The organism is Streptomyces sp. NPDC046925, assembly GCF_040644915.1.
In the GTDB taxonomy this organism is placed as follows: Bacteria; Actinomycetota; Actinomycetes; order Streptomycetales; family Streptomycetaceae; genus Streptomyces.
Window position 1 is genome coordinate 18,973 of the sequence record NZ_JBEYWZ010000018.1, and the last position, 19,419, is coordinate 38,391.

At 71.2% G+C, this 19,419-nt stretch carries 17 protein-coding genes; 12 read left to right on the plus strand and 5 right to left on the minus strand.

Features of this window, described 5'->3' with window-relative positions; translation table 11 throughout:
- Positions 1-7: 7 nt before the first annotated feature.
- Both ABZ906_RS41830 and ABZ906_RS41835 read right to left on the minus strand, forming a co-directional pair.
- On the minus strand, positions 8-1,651 hold the full coding sequence (locus ABZ906_RS41830) for a PucR family transcriptional regulator (protein WP_361391839.1): 1,644 nt from the start codon (positions 1,649-1,651) through the stop codon (positions 8-10).
- A gap of 154 nt (positions 1,652-1,805) precedes the next feature.
- On the minus strand, positions 1,806-3,617 hold the full coding sequence (locus ABZ906_RS41835; RefSeq protein ID WP_361195891.1) for a glycoside hydrolase family 15 protein: 1,812 nt from the start codon (positions 3,615-3,617) through the stop codon (positions 1,806-1,808).
- Positions 3,618-4,029: 412 nt separating this feature from the next.
- Between ABZ906_RS41835 and ABZ906_RS41840 the strand changes: the two genes are divergently transcribed.
- From ABZ906_RS41840 to ABZ906_RS41895, 12 genes are all read left to right on the plus strand, one after another.
- On the plus strand, positions 4,030-5,679 hold the full coding sequence (locus ABZ906_RS41840) for a CTP synthase (protein ID WP_361195940.1): 1,650 nt from the start codon (positions 4,030-4,032) through the stop codon (positions 5,677-5,679).
- A gap of 86 nt (positions 5,680-5,765) precedes the next feature.
- The gene (locus ABZ906_RS41845; protein WP_361195889.1) at positions 5,766-6,392 is read left to right on the plus strand and encodes an NUDIX hydrolase; all 627 of its coding nucleotides are present in this window, start codon (positions 5,766-5,768) and stop codon (positions 6,390-6,392) included.
- A gap of 217 nt (positions 6,393-6,609) precedes the next feature.
- Complete coding sequence (locus ABZ906_RS41850; RefSeq protein ID WP_361392064.1) at positions 6,610-8,700, plus strand: tetratricopeptide repeat protein; 2,091 nt, start codon at positions 6,610-6,612, stop codon at positions 8,698-8,700.
- A gap of 144 nt (positions 8,701-8,844) precedes the next feature.
- A complete protein-coding gene (gene ald / locus ABZ906_RS41855) occupies positions 8,845-9,960 on the plus strand; it encodes an alanine dehydrogenase (RefSeq protein ID WP_361392067.1) in 1,116 nt (371 codons plus the stop codon).
- A 366-nt stretch (positions 9,961-10,326) separates the two neighbouring features.
- Complete coding sequence (locus tag ABZ906_RS41860; protein WP_361195888.1) at positions 10,327-11,460, plus strand: ParA family protein; 1,134 nt, start codon at positions 10,327-10,329, stop codon at positions 11,458-11,460.
- A complete protein-coding gene (locus tag ABZ906_RS41865) occupies positions 11,445-12,044 on the plus strand; it encodes a hypothetical protein (RefSeq protein ID WP_361195886.1) in 600 nt (199 codons plus the stop codon). The genes ABZ906_RS41860 and ABZ906_RS41865 overlap by 16 nt, the downstream gene beginning before the upstream one ends.
- A gap of 17 nt (positions 12,045-12,061) precedes the next feature.
- On the plus strand, positions 12,062-13,120 hold the full coding sequence (locus ABZ906_RS41870; RefSeq protein ID WP_361391842.1) for a segregation/condensation protein A: 1,059 nt from the start codon (positions 12,062-12,064) through the stop codon (positions 13,118-13,120).
- Complete coding sequence (scpB, locus tag ABZ906_RS41875; protein ID WP_361195883.1) at positions 13,117-13,773, plus strand: SMC-Scp complex subunit ScpB; 657 nt, start codon at positions 13,117-13,119, stop codon at positions 13,771-13,773. The genes ABZ906_RS41870 and scpB overlap by 4 nt, the downstream gene beginning before the upstream one ends.
- Positions 13,774-13,783: 10 nt before the next feature.
- Positions 13,784-14,980 carry a pseudouridine synthase gene (locus tag ABZ906_RS41880; protein ID WP_361391845.1) on the plus strand — a complete coding sequence of 399 codons (1,197 nt, stop codon included), beginning with the start codon at positions 13,784-13,786 and terminating at the stop codon, positions 14,978-14,980.
- A gap of 125 nt (positions 14,981-15,105) precedes the next feature.
- Entirely contained in the window at positions 15,106-15,834 is a 729-nt protein-coding gene (locus ABZ906_RS41885) for an NUDIX domain-containing protein (RefSeq protein WP_361391848.1), read from the plus strand.
- On the plus strand, positions 15,831-16,835 hold the full coding sequence (locus ABZ906_RS41890; protein ID WP_361391851.1) for an ADP-ribosylglycohydrolase family protein: 1,005 nt from the start codon (positions 15,831-15,833) through the stop codon (positions 16,833-16,835). The genes ABZ906_RS41885 and ABZ906_RS41890 overlap by 4 nt, the downstream gene beginning before the upstream one ends.
- 3 nt (positions 16,836-16,838) lie before the next feature.
- The gene (locus tag ABZ906_RS41895) at positions 16,839-17,609 is read left to right on the plus strand and encodes a nucleotidyltransferase domain-containing protein (protein WP_361391854.1); all 771 of its coding nucleotides are present in this window, start codon (positions 16,839-16,841) and stop codon (positions 17,607-17,609) included.
- On the opposite strand, the gene ABZ906_RS41900 is transcribed toward ABZ906_RS41895, so the two are convergent.
- Genes ABZ906_RS41900 through ABZ906_RS41910 form a run of 3 tightly spaced genes read right to left on the minus strand, consistent with a single transcriptional unit; the run spans position 17,535 to position 19,391 of the window.
- Complete coding sequence (locus ABZ906_RS41900) at positions 17,535-18,302, minus strand: nucleotidyltransferase domain-containing protein (protein ID WP_361391858.1); 768 nt, start codon at positions 18,300-18,302, stop codon at positions 17,535-17,537. The two genes, ABZ906_RS41895 and ABZ906_RS41900, sit on opposite strands and share 75 nt — an antisense overlap.
- 22 nt (positions 18,303-18,324) lie before the next feature.
- Positions 18,325-18,801, minus strand: a complete 477-nt coding sequence (locus tag ABZ906_RS41905; protein WP_361195872.1) for a Rieske (2Fe-2S) protein — start codon at positions 18,799-18,801, stop codon at positions 18,325-18,327.
- Positions 18,798-19,391: a DUF6529 family protein gene (locus tag ABZ906_RS41910; RefSeq protein WP_361195871.1), complete on the minus strand. Its 594-nt coding sequence runs from the start codon at positions 19,389-19,391 to the stop codon at positions 18,798-18,800. The genes ABZ906_RS41905 and ABZ906_RS41910 overlap by 4 nt, the downstream gene beginning before the upstream one ends.
- Positions 19,392-19,419: the final 28 nt, after the last annotated feature.

Genomic DNA, 19,419 nt, shown 5'->3' on the forward strand with positions numbered 1-19,419 from the left:
GCGGCCGCTACGCCACATGCCTCCGCGCCCGCAGCGCCAGGCTCAGCGCGAGCACCGTCTGCGGGTCGTCCAGATCCGTGCCCAGGAGCTCGCTGATCCTGGCGAGGCGGTTGTAGAGGGTCTGGCGGTTCAGGTGCAGTTCGCGCGCCGTCTCCGCCTTGCGTCCCGCGTGGGCCAGATACGTCTGCAGGGTGGGCAGCAGCGGCGGCTTCGAGCGCTGGTCGTGGGCCCGCAGCGGGCCGATCGCGCGGTCCACGAACGCCGCGAGCGCCGAGTCGTCGTAGTTGTGCAGGCGCCAGAGGAGCAGGTCGATGTCCAGGCGCCGCGCGTCGTACCAGGGGCGGTCCGACAGGCCCTGTGCGGCCGTCGCCGTCTCCGCCGCGTGCCGGAGCCCCGCCGAGGCCGCGGCCCAGCCGCCCGCGACCCCGACCACCACGACCGGCGGCAGCGCCCCGGCCCGCTGCATCCCCGCCCGCTCGACGCCCGCCCGCAGCGCGGTGGCGACCCGGTCGGCCACCGCGGTGCGTTCGGATTCCGAGCGGAGTCCGAGGAGCAGCGGGACGCGCCCCTCGACCGGACGCACGCCGAGCAGCACCGGCACCCCCACCGCCGCGAGCTCCTCCGCCACCGCACGGGCGAGGACGGCCCAGCCGCCGCCGGGCGGAAGACCGTCCGCGAGTCTCATCACGACCGGCAGCAGGGGACTCTCGCCGGGCTTGAAGCCGAGCACCCGCGCCTGGGCGGGCGCGTCGTCGGGCTTGATGCGCCCCTCGGCCAGATCGGTCAGGAAGTCGCCCCGGCCGCGCGCGGCGAGCTCCTCCTCCTGCCGGGCCTGCATCAGGACCACCGCGAGCGAGCCCGCCGCCCGCTCCGCCGCGATCCGGTGCACCGGAAGCAGCGCGGACTCCACGGCGAGCAGCACGAGCCGGGCGCGTACCGAGCCGGAGCCGGGTCCTCCGCCGGGCACGTCGACGAGCAGCGCGCCCGCGGGCGGCTCGTCCCTGTCGACGGTCCGGCCCCGCAGCCCTTCCCACACCTGGAGGGGATCGGCGCACTCGGTGCCCGCCCCGGCGGCGTACAGCAGCTGCCCGTCCGCCGTCTCCAGGAACACCGGGTTGCCGCTGAAGTCCGCGAGCACGGCGAGGACCTGGGGGACGCCACCCCCGCCGAGCAGCGCCTCCGTACAGCGCCGGTGGACCTCGTCGGCCCGCTGGAGCAGTGCGTAGTGGCCGTTGACGATCTCGGTGTGTACCTCCTCCGTGACCGTCACGAAGGGCACCTCGCGGTGCAGCTGCACCAGCGGCAGGCCCGCCGAGCGCGCCGTCTCCACTATCGCCGCGGGGAGCCGCGCGAAGCGGGGGCCGAGCTCGACGACGAGTGCCGCGATGCCGCGCTCGGCGAGCTTGCGCACGAAGACACGCTGCTCGGCGGGGCGCGCGCCGAGGCCGAGGCCCGTGGTCAGGAGCAGTTCGCCGCCCTTGAGGAGCGAGGCGATGTTCGGCACCTCGCCCGCGTGCACCCACCGCACCGTGCGCTGCAGCCGTTCCGCGCCCGCGACCACTTCGGGGAGCCCGCCGCGCAGACCCGGAAGTTCCAGGGCCCGCTGCACGGTGATCCCGCCCTGAGCGCCCTGCGTGCCCTGACTTTCCATGGAGCGGACGGTACCTGCGGATACGTCCGCAGAACATCTCCGACCGGTTACGGGAATGATCTGTCGCGCTCATATCCCGACAACTCGCCGCCCCGAACACGCAGCGGACGGCGACGGGCAACCCGTCGCCGTCCGGACCGGACGCGGGGCCGGGCTAGCCGCCGTACGCCCCGCTGGCCGTGAGCCGCAGCGCCGTGTCGATCAGCGGCACGTGGCTGAACGCCTGCGGGAAGTTGCCGACCTGCCGCTGCAGGCGCGGGTCCCACTCCTCGGCGAGCAGCCCCAGGTCGTTGCGGAGCGAGAGCAGCTTCTCGAAGAGCTTGCGGGCCTCGTCGACCCGGCCGATCATCGCCAGGTCGTCCGCCATCCAGAACGAACAGGCGAGGAACGCGCCCTCGTCGCCCTCCAGGCCGTCCACGCCCGCGTCGTCACCGGTGGTGGGGTAGCGCAGGATGAAGCCGTCCGGCGTCGAGAGCTCCCGCTGGATCGCCTCGATCGTGCCGATCACGCGCTTGTCGTCGGGCGGCAGGAAGCCCATCTGCGGGATGAGCAGCAGCGAGGCGTCCAGCTCCTTGGAGCCGTACGACTGCGTGAACGTGTTGCGTTCCTTGTCGTAGCCCTTCTCGCAGACGTCCCGGTGGATGTCGTCGCGCAGCTCGCGCCACTTCTCCAGGGGGCCGTCGGCCTCGCCGGACTCGATGAGCTTGATCGTGCGGTCGACGGCGACCCAGCACATCACCTTGGAGTGCACGAAGTGGCGGCGCGGGCCGCGCACCTCCCAGATGCCCTCGTCCGGCTGGTCCCAGTTCGACTCCAGGTAGCGGATGAGCTTGAGCTGGAGCAGCGAGGCGTAGTCGCTGCGGGCCAGGCCCGTCATGTGCGCCAGGTGCAGGGCCTCGGTGACCTCGCCGTACACGTCGAGCTGGAGCTGGTGCGCCGCGCCGTTGCCGGCCCGGACCGGGGTCGAGCCCTCGTACCCCGGCAGCCAGTCCAGTTCGGCCTCGCCGAGCTCGCGCTCGCCCGCGATGCCGTACATGATCTGCAGGTTCTCCGGGTCGCCCGCCACCGCGCGCAGCAGCCACTCGCGCCAGGCGCGGGCCTCCTCGCGGTATCCGGTACGGAGGAGCGAGGAGAGCGTGATGGCGGCGTCGCGCAGCCACGTGTAGCGGTAGTCCCAGTTGCGGGAGCCTCCGATGTCCTCGGGCAGCGAGGTCGTGGGCGCCGCGACGATGCCGCCCGTGGGGGCGTACGTCAGGGCCTTGAGCGTGATCAGCGAGCGGACCACGGCCTCGCGGTACGGGCCGTGGTACGTGCAGTGCTCGACCCACTCGCGCCAGAAGTCCTCCGTCGCCACCAGGGCGTTCTCGGGCTCGGCGGGGGCGGGCGGCTGCTTGTGCGAGGGCTGCCACGAGATGGTGAACGCGATCCGTTCACCGGGCGAGACCGTGAAGTCCGAGTACGTCGTGAGGTCCTTGCCGAAGGTCTCGGCGGACGTGTCGAGCCAGACCGAGTCGGGGCCCGCGACGGCCACCGTGCGCCCGTCGACCTTGTGCACCCAGGGCACCACACGGCCGTAACTGAAGCGCATCCGCAGGGCGGAGTGCATCGGCACCCGGCCGCTGACGCCCTCGACGATCCGTACGAGCTGCGGGGCGTCCGTGTCGCGCGGCGGCATGAAATCGGTCACGCGGACCGTGCCGCGCGGGGTGTCCCACTCGGATTCCAGGATCAGCGAGTCGCCGCGGTAGGTGCGCCGCGCGGCGGTCGGCGGTGGCGCGTCAGGGCTGTGTGCGGGCCCAAGGCGCCAGAATCCGTGCTCCTCCGTGCCGAGCAATCCGGCGAAGATGGCGTGAGAATCGAAGCGGGGCAGGCACAGCCAGTCGACTGTGCCGTCCCGGCAGACCAGGGCAGCGGTCTGCATGTCTCCGATGAGTGCGTAGTCCTCGATGCGCCCGGCCACGTGCATCTCCAGTCAAACGGCCACGTCGCCCTCGCGGGGGCGGTCGCTCTACGGTCAAGGGTTCGCTGTAAAACGAACTGCGCGAGCCTTGTGTTCCGGGAGAACGGTCGGGGGTGGTGCCGTTGATTCGGTCGGCTCGGCAGCGAGTGTCCGAGCAGGATACGACGCACCTCGGCGATCTGCTTGCCGCTCCCGGCAACGGGGCTGCGCCGAACGGGTGAGCACCTGGTGAGGAAGGTGTGACGTGGGTGGCCGAGCGTGGCCTGAAGCAGCCTCCCTTCGTCGCTGATACCCTGGTAGCCCGTGAGCCGGTGGTCATAGAACCCCCGAACCGCAGCGACGGCACCTCCCCAGAATCCCCGGTGAGGGTGCCGGTACGCACCCTTCAGACCGCGACCACGGGAGCCCCCTCTTGGCCATGCAGCCAAAGTCCACGACGACCAAGCACATCTTCGTCACCGGGGGTGTCGCCTCTTCCCTCGGCAAGGGTCTGACTGCCTCGAGCCTGGGTGCGCTCCTCAAGGCGCGCGGCCTGCGCGTCACCATGCAGAAGCTCGACCCGTACCTGAACGTCGACCCCGGCACGATGAACCCCTTCCAGCACGGCGAGGTGTTCGTCACGAACGACGGCGCCGAGACCGACCTGGACATCGGCCACTACGAGCGCTTCCTGGACGTCGACCTCGACGGCACGGCCAACGTCACCACCGGCCAGGTCTACTCGCAGGTCATCGCCAAGGAGCGGCGCGGCGAGTACCTCGGCGACACCGTCCAGGTCATCCCGCACATCACCAACGAGATCAAGCACCGCATCCGCCGCATGGCCACGGACGACGTCGACGTCGTCATCACCGAGGTCGGCGGCACGGTCGGTGACATCGAGTCCCTGCCGTTCCTGGAGACCGTCCGCCAGGTCCGCCACGAGGTCGGCCGCGACAACGTCTTCGTCGTGCACATCTCGCTGCTGCCCTACATCGGCCCGTCCGGTGAGCTGAAGACCAAGCCGACCCAGCACTCGGTCGCGGCCCTGCGCAACATCGGTATCCAGCCGGACGCCATCGTGCTGCGCGCCGACCGTGACGTGCCGACCGCCATCAAGCGCAAGATCTCGCTGATGTGCGACGTCGACGAGGACGCGGTCGTCGCCTGTGTCGACGCCAAGTCGATCTACGACATCCCGAAGGTCCTGCACACCGAGGGCCTGGACGCCTACGTCGTCCGCAAGCTGGACCTGCCGTTCCGCGACGTGAACTGGACCCAGTGGGAAGACCTCCTGGACCGGGTGCACAACCCGAACCACGAGGTCACGATCGCGCTGGTCGGCAAGTACATCGACCTGCCCGACGCCTACCTCTCGGTGACCGAGGCCCTGCGCGCCGGCGGCTTCGCCAACCGCGCCCGCGTCAAGGTCAAGTGGGTCACCTCCGACGACTGCAAGACCGCCGCGGGCGCCGCCAAGCAGCTCGCCGACGTCGACGGCATCTGCATCCCCGGCGGCTTCGGCGACCGCGGCGTGACCGGCAAGGTCGGCGCCATCACCTTCGCCCGCGAGAACAAGATCCCGCTGCTCGGCCTCTGCCTCGGCCTGCAGTGCATCGTGATCGAGGCCGCCCGCAACCTCGCGGACATCCCCGACGCCAACTCCACGGAGTTCGACTCCGCGACCGCCCACCCGGTCATCTCGACCATGGCGGAGCAGCTGGACATCGTCGCGGGCGAGGGCGACATGGGCGGCACGATGCGCCTGGGCATGTACCCCGCGAAGCTCGCCGAGGGCTCCATCGCCCGTGAGGTGTACGACGGCAAGGAGTACGTCGAGGAGCGCCACCGTCACCGCTACGAGGTGAACAACTCCTACCGCGCCGAGCTGGAGAAGAAGGCGGGCATCCTCTTCTCGGGCACGTCCCCCGACGGCAAGCTCGTCGAGTACGTCGAGTACCCCCGCGAGGTCCACCCCTACCTGGTCGCCACCCAGGCGCACCCGGAGCTGCGCTCGCGCCCGACCCGCCCGCACCCGCTCTTCGCGGGTCTGGTGAAGGCCGCCGTGGAGTGCCAGACGGGTAAGTAACACAAGAGCGATACGGTTGCCGGGGTACGAGCCTTGTGGGGCGCGTGCCCCGGTTTCTGTTTGCACGTGTGGGAGGACAGGGCGATATGACGATCAAGGACACCGCCGAGGAGTGGCAGGTCACGGCCACGCAGACGCCCTTCGTGGGGAACAAGACCTCCGTCCGCACGGACGACGTGGTCATGCCCGACGGGACCGTCGTCCACCGTGACTACCAGGTACACCCCGGATCGGTCGCCGTCCTCGCCCTCGACGACGCGGGCCGCGTCCTGGTCCTGCGCCAGTACCGCCACCCCGTGCGCCACAAGCTCTGGGAGATCCCGGCCGGGCTGCTCGACGTCCCGGGCGAGAACCCCCTGCACGCCGCCCAGCGCGAGCTCTACGAAGAGGCGCACGTCAAGGCGGAGGACTGGCGCGTCCTGACCGACGTCTACACCACGCCCGGCGGCTGCGACGAGGCCGTGCGCATCTTCCTCGCCCGCGACCTCTCCGAGGCCGAGGGCGAGCGCTTCGAAGTCTCCGAGGAGGAGGCCGACATGGAGCTGGCGCGCGTACCGCTCGAAGAGCTCGTACGCGGTGTGCTCGCCGGTGAGCTGCACAACAACTGCCTGGTCGTCGGCGCCCTTTCGCTGACCGCAGTGCTGAGCGGCGACGGCGTCGACGCGCTGCGCCCGGCCGACGCGCCCTGGCCCGCGCGCCCCTTCGAGGCCTGAGGCACCGGCGCGGGGCCATCGGAGTACTCCGGTATGACGATCTACTGATCCGATCGGGGGACTTGTGCGCGCCGCTCGTCGGGGGAGGCGGCAGGGCCTGAACTAGGCTCTGGAAGCGTCCCGACCGGAGTCCCGGCGGGTTCGCGCGCAGGCGGACGGAGCATGGCCCGTGACGGATCAGGCGGTCGACACGGACGGATCGGCAGCGGGCGGCGCGGTGCCGCGGCCCGCCCCGGCCCAGACTTCCGACGACGGCCGATTCGTCGGCAGGCGCAGGGAGTTGAAAGAGCTCCGCGCCGACATCGACCGCGCGGGGCTCGACACCATCTCGGGCCGCAAGGCGCCGCGCGCCCGCGTCCTGCTCATCGCGGGCCGCCCCGGATCGGGCCGCACCTCGCTCGCCGAGGAACTCGCGCGGCAGGTCGCCGAGAACTACCCCGACGGGGTGCTCCGCGCCCACCTCACCGAACCCGACGGCACGCGCGTGCCCACGGACCGCACCGCACGCGAACTCCTGGACGCCCTCGGCGTCCCGGCCCCCGCGGGCGCCGACGAGGACGAGCTCTCCGAAGTGCTCAGGGACGCGCTCTCGGGCCGCAGGGCCCTGCTCCTCCTGGACGGCGCGGCGGACGCCGAGCAGGTCGACCCGCTGATCCCGGACGCACCGGAGTGCCTGGCCGTCGCCGTCTCGGAAGGGCCGCTCACCGGCATCCCGGACGTGCGGCCGTGCACGCTGGGCGGCCTCGACACCCCCGCGGCGGTCGAACTGCTCTCCCGCGCGGCGGGCCCGGTGCGCATCACCGTCGACCCGCGGTCCGCGGAGAGCCTGGTCGAGGCGTGCGCCGCGCACCCCGCCGCGCTCGTCCTGGCCGGCGGCTGGCTCTGCGGGCGGCCCAAGGCGGCCGTCGCCGACCTGGCCAAGCAGGTGCACGACCGGCCGGGGGACGAGTCGGCCTCCGGCGCCCTTGCCCGGATGTTCGAGCTGTCGTACACCTCGCTGCCGGGAGCCGCCGCGCGGATACTGCGTCTCCTCTCGCTGGCCCCCGCCGGTCACGTCGACCCGCACACCGCGTCCGCGCTCGCGGGCTGCTCCGTCTCCGCCGCCCGCACGACCCTGGACGACTTCGTGAAGCTCGGCCTGATCAGGGCCGTGCCGTCGCCCCTCCCGCAGTACGAGCTGCCCGGCTGCCTGGTGCCGCTGCTCCGTGCGCGCACCGAGACCCAGGACCGGCCCGCGGAGATCCAGCTGGCGCGGGCCAGGATGCTGGAGCGGACCGTACGCCTCCTGCAGTCCTGCCGGGCGATCACGGAGCCGGACGGCTCGGCCTCCCGCAAGAAGCTCGCCGGCCTGCCGCGCGCCCTGCGCTTCCCCAACCCCGCGGCCGCCTTTGAGTGGCTGCACATCCGCCGCCCCGCCCTGCTCGCCGCCGCCCGCCTCGCGGTGGCCGACGGGGAGCTGGACACCCTCGCCCGGCGCCTGATGGCGGCCCTGACGCGGGCCCTGGTCGCCCACCGGGGCACGGAGGACGCCGCTCCCGACCTGTACGGCATCCACCGCCTCGTCCTGGACGTGGCCGAGCGCAGGAAGCTGCCCCGCGAGAAGGCGGCGGCCCTCCTGAACCTCGCCGATCTGGACGCGAGGACGGGACGTACGCAGGGTGCGCTGGTGCGATATCGCCTCGCTCTGGACGCCGGACGGGAGGCAAATGATCCGTACGCGACCGGCCGCGCGATGGAATCCGTAGGCGGTGCCTACCAGGAGCTGGGGGACTGGTCGCGGGCATCCGACTGGTTCGGCCGCGCCCTCGCCCACCGGCTCGCGCGGGACGAGCGCACCGACGCCGCCCGCCTCTACGGCCGCATCGGCACGGTGCACACGTACGCGGGCCGCTACGGAGAGGCCCTGCGCAACTGGAGCTCGGCCGTCACCGGGCACCGCAAGACCGGCGATGTGGCGGGCCGGGCACGTGCGTTGAGCGAACTGGCGCGGGTGCAGGAGTACGCGGGGCGGCCCGAGGAGTCGCTGCGCACCTGCCAGGAGGCCGTCGAGCTGGCGCGGCAGGCCGACGACGTACGGCTCCAGGCGGCGCTGCAGCTCAGGCTGGCCGACACCCTGGATCACCTGGGCGACCCGGCGGCCGCCCGGCTGCACCGGGGCGCCGCCGAGCGGATGCTGGGAACGGAGCTCGCTGACGCCACAGGGGTCGCGGACGTCACAGAGGCCACAGGGTCGGCGGCCGAGAAACGACCGAAAGGCGCAGGCGGGGCTCCTACCTGCGAAATCCGTAGCGCTGCCGCAGAAGATTGATGCATTGAAAGGCTAGACAGCGAGAAGTCCTTCATTAGACTGGCTCCGCCGCGTACATCCGTGGTGTCTCCGATGCGCCCTCTTGTGTATCGGTATGTAGTGCATTGCCCGAAGAATCCCTGAGCCAAGAGGACCGTGATCGACGTGAAGGTCGGCATCCCCCGCGAGGTCAAGAACAACGAGTTCCGGGTGGCCATCACCCCCGCCGGTGTGCACGAGCTGGTGCGCCACGGCCACCAGGTCGTCATCGAGCGGGACGCCGGTGTCGGCTCCTCGATCACGGACGCGGAGTACGTCTCCGCGGGCGCCGTCATCCTGGACACCGCCGACGAGGTCTGGGCCACCGCCGACCTCCTCCTGAAGGTCAAGGAGCCCATCGCGGAGGAGTACCACCGCCTCCGCAAGGACCAGACCCTCTTCACCTACCTGCACCTGGCCGCCTCCAAGGAGTGCACGGACGCCCTCCTGGAGTCCGGCACGACCGCCATCGCGTACGAGACCGTCGAGACCGCGAACCGTGCGCTCCCGCTGCTCGCCCCGATGTCCGAGGTCGCGGGCCGCCTCGCCCCGCAGGTCGGCGCCTACCACCTGATGGCCGCCAACGGCGGCCGCGGTGTCTTGCCCGGCGGTGTCCCCGGCGTCGCGGCCGGCAAGGCCGTCGTCATCGGCGGCGGCGTCTCCGGCTGGAACGCCATGCAGATCGCCATCGGCATGGGCTTCCACGTGACCCTGCTCGACAAGGACATCAACAAGCTCAAGGAGGCGGACAAGATCTTCGGCACGAAGATCCAGACCGTCGTCTCCAACGCCTTCGAGCTCGAGAAGGCCTGCATCGAGGCCGACCTCGTCATCGGCGCCGTCCTCATCCCGGGTGCCAAGGCGCCCAAGCTCGTCACCAACGAGCTCGTCTCGCGGATGAAGCCGGGAAGTGTCCTTGTCGACATCGCGATCGACCAGGGCGGCTGCTTCGAGGACTCGCACCCGACGACGCACGCCGAGCCGACCTTCCCGGTCCACAACTCGGTGTTCTACTGCGTCGCCAACATGCCCGGCGCGGTGCCCAACACCTCGACGTACGCGCTGACCAACGCGACGATGCCGTACATCGTCGAGCTGGCGAACCGCGGCTGGGCCGAGGCGATCCGCCGCGACAAGGCGCTTGGCCTGGGCCTCAACACCCATGACGGCAAGGTCGTTTACAAGGAGGTCGCCGAGGCGCACGGTCTCGAGCACGTCGAGCTCGAGGCGCTCATCGGCTGAACCGGACCGCTTTCGTCAACGAAAGTCGTCAATCTCACGCCAACGGCCGGACCTTGAGAGGGGTCCGGCCGTATGCGTATGTCCATGGACATGGTCAACTCGCCTTGAACGTAACCCTTTAACCGATTCGCACCCCACGGAATTGTGCCGACGGCACGCCGCGCACCCTTGACATGGGGGCGTTCGATTGCCGACACATCGGGCCGGGTCCGGCGGATTGTGTTGCTGCGGAGCGGTGACACGCCATAGAGTCGCCAACCGTCGGCATGGTGCCACGCTGACCTATCGAGAAATTTCCTGGTCACCAAGGAGGTAAGACGACTTGTGAATGAGTCGACATTTGCTCCCGGGGGTGGTCAACCAGGAATGTCTGAGCGCGGCCAAGGACCCGTGGGGCTCGAGGCTGTCGGCTCCGTCGCTGTCCGCACCTTCGCAGCCCGCCAGAAACCGCAGCCGACACCGACTGCAACCCAGAGCATGGATGGCCATCACGTGAACGCCATGGCCGGCGACCGGAGTGGCGATAACACCACCCACACCCAACTCGCCGACTACGAGGAACTGCCCCAGGGGCACTTCTACGACCCTGACGCCGAGTACGAGCCCGATCCCGAGTACGCGGCCACGCTGGCCCCGGACGCGGCCCGTCAGCGCCGTGAGCGCATCGGTCCCACGGGACGCCCGCTGCCGTACTTCCCGATCCCGGGTCCGCTGACCGATCACGGTCCCGCGAAGATCATCGCGATGTGCAACCAGAAGGGCGGCGTGGGCAAGACGACGTCGACCATCAACCTGGGTGCCGCGCTCGCGGAGTACGGACGCCGGGTCCTGCTCGTCGACTTCGACCCGCAGGGCGCCCTTTCCGTGGGCCTCGGGGTGAACCCGATGGAGCTGGACCTCACGGTCTACAACCTGCTCATGGAGCGGGGCATGTCGGCGGACGAGGTGCTGCTGAAGACGGCGGTCCCGAACATGGACCTGCTGCCCAGCAACATCGACCTGTCGGCCGCCGAAGTGCAGTTGGTGAGCGAGGTCGCGCGCGAGTCCACGCTCCAGCGGGCGCTGAAGCCGCTGATGCAGGACTACGACTACATCGTGATCGACTGTCAGCCCTCGCTCGGTCTGCTCACCGTGAACGCCCTGACGGCGGCCCACAAGGTGATAGTGCCGCTCGAGTGCGAGTTCTTCGCGCTGCGCGGTGTGGCCCTGCTGACGGAGACCATCGAGAAGGTCCAGGAGCGGCTCAACCCCGACCTGGAGCTCGACGGCATCCTGGCCACCATGTACGACTCCCGCACGGTGCACAGCCGTGAGGTGCTCGCGCGGGTGGTCGAGGCCTTCGACGATCACGTGTACCACACGGTGATCGGACGCACGGTGCGCTTCCCGGAGACCACGGTCGCCGGTGAGCCGATCACGACGTACGCATCGAACTCGGTCGGCGCGGCCGCTTATCGCCAGCTCGCCAGGGAGGTGCTCGCCCGGTGTCACGCCGAGTGAGTCTGCCGGGGGCCGACGAACTGTTCCGTACGACCGGGGGGATGGCGCTGCAGTCCTCGTCCCCGCGACGCCAGACCAACGGCGAGGCGCGGGTGCCGGGGCCCGCGGGCGAGAGCGACGAGGCCGCCGCCGTCGACGCGCACGGCAGCGTCTCGTCGCAAGAAGGCACGGACGCCGCCGAACACGGCGCCGCCGACGCGGAGTCGGGCGAGTCCCGCACCCGGTCGGCCGCCGCCGACGCCGAGAAGGAAGGGCGTGCTCCCGCCCGGGGCCAGGAAGGCGCCGCGGCACAGAGCGGCGGCGGCCGGTCCGCGAACTCCTCCTCCACGGCACAGGCGCGGCGGCGAGCGCGGGCGGCCAACCGGCGGCCCAGCGGGCGCGAGCGGCACGACGAGAAGATCACCGTGTACGTCTCCGCCGAGGAGCTGATGGACCTCGAGCACGCGCGTCTGGTGCTCCGGGGCGAGCACGGACTCGCTGTCGACCGCGGACGCATCGTGCGCGAGGCGGTGGCCGTCGTTCTCGCGGATCTTGAGTCCCGCGGGGACGCGAGCATTCTCGTACGACGGCTTCGCGGGCGGTAGCGGTAGCGTTCCCGCCGATGCCCCTGAACGACGATTCCGCACCGGCCGCCCGTCGGCGTGCGCTGGGGCGTGGCCCCGGGGCGGCTCCCGCGGAGCCCGCGCCGGAGCCGATCCCGGAGCCGACTCCCGAGCCGGAGCCGCAGCCGGTGCCGATCCCGGAGCCGGAGGCGACCGCCGAGTCCGAGGTGCCGCCCGAGCCCGAGGCGTCCCCCGAGTCCGAGGCTTCGCCCGATCCTGAGGCTTCCCCCGAGCCCGACGACGGGCGGTTCAAGGTTCGGCTCGCCAACTTCGAAGGCCCCTTCGATCTGCTGCTCCAGCTCATCTCGAAGCACAAGATGGACGTCACCGAAGTCGCCCTGTCGACGGTGACCGACGAGTTCATGGCGTACATCCGCGCCATGGGACCCGACTGGGACCTGGATCAGACCACCGAGTTCCTGGTGGTCGCCGCCACCCTGCTCGACCTCAAGGCGGCCCGGCTCCTGCCGTCCGCCGAGGTCGAGGACGAAGCGGATCTGGCGCTGCTCGAAGCGCGAGACCTGCTCTTCGCGCGGCTGCTGCAGTACCGCGCGTACAAGCAGATCGCCGACATCTTCAGCGGGCGGCTCGACGAGGAGGCGCGGCGCTATCCGCGCACGGTCGGCCTGGAGGCGCACCACGCCGAGCTGCTGCCCGAGGTCGTCATCAGCATCGGCGCCGCGGGGTTCGCCGCGCTCGCCGTGAAGGCGATGCAGCCGCGGGCGAAGCCCCAGGTGTACGTCGACCACATCCACGCCCCGCTGGTCTCCGTGCAGGAGCAGGCCGGGGTGGTGGTGGCCCGGCTCCGGGAGCGGGGCGAGGCCAGCTTCCAGGTGCTCGTCGAGGACGCGGGGGACACCCTCACGATCGTCGCCCGCTTCCTGGCCCTCCTGGAGCTGTACCGGGAGAAGGCCGTCGAGCTGGACCAGGACGAGGCCCTGGGCGAGCTGATGGTGCGGTGGACCGGCGGGGACGGCGAGGGCGAGCCGACGGTGACCGACGAGTTCGACCGCGCACCCGATCCACCGGGTGAGACGACTGAGGAGACGGTCACATGAGTGCGGAGAGTCCTGCGGGTGATCTGGTGAGCGCCGTCGCCGATCTGGAGCTGCGGCCCGCCCTGGAGGCCGTCCTGATGGTCGTCGACGAACCGGCCACCGAGGAGCACCTCGCCAAGATCCTCGACCGGCCCCGGCGGCAGATCGCCGACGCCGTGCGGGAGCTCGCCGACGAGTACACCGTGCAGCGCAGGGGCTTCGAGCTGCGGCTCGTGGCGGGCGGCTGGCGGTTCTACACGCGGCCCGAGTACTCCGCGGCCGTCGAGCGCTTCGTCCTCGACGGGCAGCAGGCGCGGCTCACCCAAGCGGCCCTGGAGACCCTGGCGGTCGTCGCGTACCGCCAGCCGGTCAGCCGGTCGAGGGTCTCCGCGGTGCGCGGAGTGAACTGTGACGGGGTGATGCGGACGCTTCTCCAGCGGGGTCTGGTGGAGGAGGCGGGCGCGGAACCCGAAACAGGTGCGATCCTGTACAGGACGACGAACTACTTTCTGGAGCGGATGGGCCTGCGCGGCCTGGACGAGCTCCCGGAGCTCGCGCCCTTCCTCCCCGAGGCGGAGGCGATCGAGGCCGAGACACAGGAAGGCGCTCTGTCGTTCGATCCGGACGCACCCGATGCGCCGGGTTACGAGTACACGCAGGACACAGCCGACTAACGGAAATTTGATGCGAAGCAGCAACGGCAGGAACAGCAGCGGAAACAACGGCGGGAGCCGTGGTGGCAACAGCGGCAGCCGTGGCAGCAGCGGTGGTCGCGGCAGCGGCGGCGGCCGCGGGAACTACCGCGGCGCCGGCAACAGCCGGGACGACCGGCGCGACGACCGACGCGATGACCGGCGTGACGACCGGCGCGACGACCGGCCGAGCAGGCCGAAGAAGCCGCGCCCCGAGGAGCGTCGCTACGACGTGGGCCCCGGCGGCAACCAGGACGGCCCGAAGTCCGGTCGCGGCGCCTCCGCGCGCGGCGGCGCCAAGGGCGGCCCCAGGGCGCCCCAGGGCCAGGCCAGGGGCGGCAACCGGCGCGGCGCGGGAGCTCCCGCGACGTCCCGTGAGTACGACGCGCGGCAGGAAGAGCGCAACCGCGAGCGTTACGCGGGCAAGCCGAAGGTGAGCACGCCCAAGACCTTCCCCGGCGCCGAGCAGGAGGGCGAGCGCCTGCAGAAGATCCTCGCCCGCGCGGGCTACGGCTCGCGCCGCGCCTGCGAGGAGCTCGTCGACGAGGCCCGCGTCGAGGTCAACGGCGAGATCGTGATGGAGCAGGGGCTGCGCGTCGACCCCGAGAAGGACGAGATCAAGGTGGACGGCCTGACGGTCGCCACGCAGTCGTACCAGTTCTTCTCGCTGAACAAGCCCGCCGGTGTCGTCTCCACCATGGAGGACAACGAAGGCCGCCAGTGCCTGGGCGACTACGTGACCAACCGCGAGACGCGGCTCTTCCACGTGGGACGGCTCGACACCGAGACCGAGGGCGTCATCCTGCTCACCAACCACGGTGAGCTGGCCCATCGCCTCACGCACCCGAAGTACGGCGTGAAGAAGGTTTATCTCGCGCACATCGTCGGCCCGATCCCGCGTGACCTGGGCAAGCAGCTCAAGGACGGCATCCAGCTCGAGGACGGGTACGCCCGTGCGGACCACTTCCGCGTCGTCGAGCAGACCGGCAAGAACTACCTGGTCGAGGTGACGTTGCACGAGGGCCGCAAGCACATCGTGCGCCGCATGCTCGCGGAGGCCGGCTTCCCGGTCGACAAGCTGGTGCGGACGTCCTTCGGGCCGATCACGCTCGGCGACCAGAAGTCGGGATGGCTGCGCAGGCTGTCCAACACCGAGGTCGGCATGCTGATGCAGGAAGTCGACCTCTAGGCGAGAGCGAGTCGGCGAAGGCGGCCGGTCCCTGCGGATGCAGGGGCCGGCCGCCTTTTTTTCGTTGCGGAATCCACCTTCGCGGATTTATAGTCGTGCTGACCATAAAGGGAGAGGGGGGAGTCATGCAGGGCTACGACAAGTACGCGTTCGAGCCGTTCGCCGTCACCGTCGACCTCGCCGTCTTCACCGTCCGCGCGGGCCGCCTGCACGTGCTGCTCGTCGAGCGCGGCCAGGAACCGTACGCGGGACGCTGGGCGCTGCCCGGCGGATTCGTGCTGCCGGACGAGTCCGCCGAGACCGCGGCGGGACGCGAACTCGCCGAGGAGACCGGCCTCGCGGCCAGCTCGGGGCTCCACCTGGAGCAGCTGCGCACCTACAGCGAACCCGACCGCGATCCGCGGATGCGGGTCGTCTCGGTCGCCTTCGCCGCGCTCGTCCCCGATCCGCCCGCGGTGCACGCGGGCAGTGACGCGGCCCGCGCGGAGTGGCTGCCGTACGGCACTCAGGGGCCGCTCGCCTTCGACCACGACGTGATCCTCGCCGACGCCCACGACCGCGTGTGCGCCAAGTTCGAGTACACCGGCCTGGCCACGGCCTTCTGCCCGCCCGAGTTCACGCTCGGCGAGCTGCGCCAGGTCTACGAGACGGTGTGGGCCGCCGATCTCGACCCGGCCAACTTCCGGCGCAAGGCGCTCGGCACCCCGGGCTTCGTCGAGGCGATCCCCGGCGCCGCGCGTCTGACCGGCGGCCGGGGCAAACCGGCGGCCCTCTACCGGGCGGGCCCGGCCACCGCCCTGCACCCGCCCCTCCTGCGCCCCTCGACCGCCCTTTCGGAAGGAAGCCCCTCATGAAGCGTGCCGCCACCGGATCCCTGATCGGCCTCGCCCTCGGGGACGCGCTCGGTTTCCCGACCGAGTTCAACGACGTGCCGTCGATCCTCTCCAAGTGCGGGCCCTGGCGCGAGATGGAGCTGCCCCGGCCCGCGATCGTCACGGACGACACCCAGATGACGCTGGCATTGGGCCGTGCGCTCAAGACCGCTTCGGGGCGGAGCCTCTGCGGGCCCGAGCGGTTCGCGCATCTCGTGCGCAGGGAGTACGTCGCCTGGTACCACGACCCGGAGAACAACCGGGCGCCCGGCAATACCTGCTTGCAGGCCTGTGACCTGCTGGCCGATCCCGACCGCCCCTGGCGTGACGCCAGCCAGCTGCACTCCAAGGGGTGCGGGGCGAACATGCGGGTGGCGCCGCTCGGGCTCATACCGTGGCTGAAGGAAGACATGCGCTCCGGCGCCGCCCAGCTCCAGTCCGCTCTCACCCACGGCCACCCCACCGCCCTCGCGGCCAGCGACCTCACCGGGTACGCGGTCAGGCTGCTCGCCGAGGGCGCGGAACCGATGGGACTGGTCGGCCTGCTGCGCTCGTACGCCATCGAGAACCGCACCGACTACCGCCACGACTGGCTCGGCGACCTGTGGACCCGCTCCCAGGACCCGACCCCCGAGCACTTCATCGCGCGCGGCTGGGACGACTGTCTCGCGATCCTGGAACGCCTCGCGGCCGCGCTGCGCGACGCCAACCCGGAGACCGATCCCTGCCTGGCCACCGGCGCGGGCTGGATAGCCGAAGAGGCGCTCGCCACCGGCCTGCTGTGCTTCCTGATGTTCCCCGACGAGCCCCTCACCGCCCTGCGCCGGGCGGCCTGCACCTCGGGTGACTCCGACTCGATCGCCTGTCTGACCGGCGCGTTCGCGGGAGCCCACCTGGGCGCGGACGTCTGGCCCGCCGCGTGGGCCGAGCGGATCGAGTACCGGGACGAACTCCTCGAACTCGGGGCGCTCTGGGATTCTTGAGCCATGACTGTCGACCTCGGCCCCGACCTGTACGCCGATCTCGCTTCCGTCGCGGCGGAGCAGACGGACCCCCTGCTGTTCGCGACGGTCTCCGGGGCGCACCTCTACGGCTTCCCGTCCCGTGACTCCGACGTGGACCTGCGCGGGGTGCATCTGCTGCCCGCGGCCGAGCTCATCGGCCTGCGGGAGCCGGAGGAGACCCGCTCGGAGATGTGGGACAGCGACGGCGTGGAGATGGACCTCGTCACGCACGACCTGCGCAAGTTCGTGCGCCTGATGCTGCGGCACAACGGCTACGTCCTGGAGCAGCTGCTCTCGCCGCTGGTGGCGCACACGACGGACGTCCACGCGGAGCTCGTCTCGCTGGCGCCCTCGGTGCTCACCAGCCATCACGCCCACCACTACCGCGGGTTCGCCAGGACCCAGTGGCGGCTCTTCGAGAAGAACGGCGAGCTCAAGCCGCTGCTCTACACGTTCCGCGTACTGCTGACCGGGATCCATCTGATGCGCAGCGGGACCGTGCTCGCCCATCTGCCCACGCTCGTGGCGGAAGCGGGCGACTCCGTGGCCCCCGCCTATCTGCCGGACCTCGTCGCCGCCAAGAGCGAGGCCGAGCACGGCGGCGCCGAAGTGGACCGCGCGCGGGTGGCCGCCGACGTGGAGCGGCTGCACGGAGTGCTCGACGAGGCGCAGGCGGGCTCAGGGCTTCCCGGTGCCCACCGTGCGTTCGACGCCCTGCACGACCTCGTCGTCCGCGTACGGCTCCAGGGCTGACGCCCGGCGCACGCGGAACAGGAAGTCCGCCACCCGCTCCCGGTCCGGTTCGGCGGGCAGCGGAGAGCGGGCGGCCGCCGTCTCCGCCTCCTGCGCGAGGCGCCGCATCCACGACTCGACCTCCGGCCAGGACACCTCACCGCGCTTGACCGCGAGCAGCGGCTCGCGCTGGTCGCCGACGTCGATCGTGAGGCTGCCGGTGCGCAGGAGGTCGCGGCAGCTCGTCAGGAGGCGCAGGAGGTGCATGGCGTGCTTCCAGCGGGGAGCGCCGTGCAGGCGTACGTCGTCCTCGAGCTTCTTGTGCTGGCCCAGGGCGTAGCGGGCGAACGTGTCGTGTGCGTGCCGGGAGAGGAACGCGTCCCGCAGGGCGAGGAGTTCACGGCCGGTGTCCGTGACGTGTTCCACCAAGGGGGAGTGCAGGCACTCCAGGATGTTCGGGTTGGCGCGCAGGGCCAGCTCGCAGAACCGCTCCACCTCCCAGCTGAACTGTTCCTCCGCCGGCCCTTCCACGTGCGTGGGCGGCTTCTCGAAGCGCCAGAAGAGCGGTGTGGGGGCCAGGAAGACGCCCCTGCGGTCGGTGTCGCTGCCGTCCGTGGCCAGTCCGAAGGCGCGCGAGCCCATCACGCAGGCGTAGACGGTGTGGTCGCGTACGAGATCCGGGGCCGGGTCCTTGGCGTCTTCAGGGCTGTGCATGCCCGGAGCGTACGGCCACCGGCTAGGCGAGGGTGATCGAATTTCCGGTGACCGTGATGTTCCGCGGGGGCAGCGGGCGCGGCGCGGGGCCGCCCGCCACCGAGGCGTCCGCCACCTTGTACTTGCTGCCGTGGCAGGGGCAGTTGATCGTGCCGCCCGCGACGTCGCCGACCGTGCAGCCCGAGTGGGTGCAGATCGCGGAGAACGCCTTGAAGTCGCCCTTCTCGGGCTGGGTCACGACGACCTTCTCGTCCTTGAAGACCTTGCCGCCGCCGACCGGGATGTCGGAGGTCTTCGCCAGCTCGTCGCCCCCGGGCGGCGGTTGCTTCTTGCCGCCCGACTTCGACGGCGCACCCGAGTCGGACCCCGACTCCGGCTCCGACTCCGGCGGCGGCTCAGGGTCCGCGCCCTCGTCGCCGTACTTGCTGCATCCCGCGGTCAGCGCGACCGCGCCGCCCGCCGCGAGGACCGTGCGCCGTGACGGGCGCGCGGCGCTCATGTCGTCACCCCGAACGTACGGAAGAACCACAGCGCCGACGTCCACCAGACCACCGTGAGGACCACGAAGACCAGGCCGCCGACCACCGGAAGCAACCAGCCGGGCAGCTTCTCCGAGCGGAGCAGCAGCATCTTGGCGCTGAACGCGCCGAAGAAGAAGCAGCCGAGCAGCGAGTGCCACATCACCCGCGTCGAGTACGTCTGGTACCCGAGTGCGTAGAGGCAGTGGACCGCCACGGGCACCGACACCAGGAACGCGATCCGGCCCGACCAGCGGTGCAGCGCCGAGGACCAGGACGGTCCCGGCAGGCGTCCGTACACCATGAGCGCCGAGACGATCTGGACGAGGGCGAAGGCGAACGCCGTCGTGCCGAGCCACGCCTTGACCGCGCTCGTGCTGCTGAACCCGGCGAGGTTGAAGGCCGTGCCCTCGGGGTCGTGCGCCTTGCCGTACACCCCGAGGCCCACCGCGACGGCCGCGGCGACCAGGGCGGGGACGAGATACCGGGCGGCGTGCGGGCGGCGGTGCTCGCCCGCACCGGGGGGCGGGCCGAAGCCGCCCTGTGTCGCGGCGTTCGGATCGACGCTCATGGCGGCTCCCTGGTCGGGGCGGAGCGGG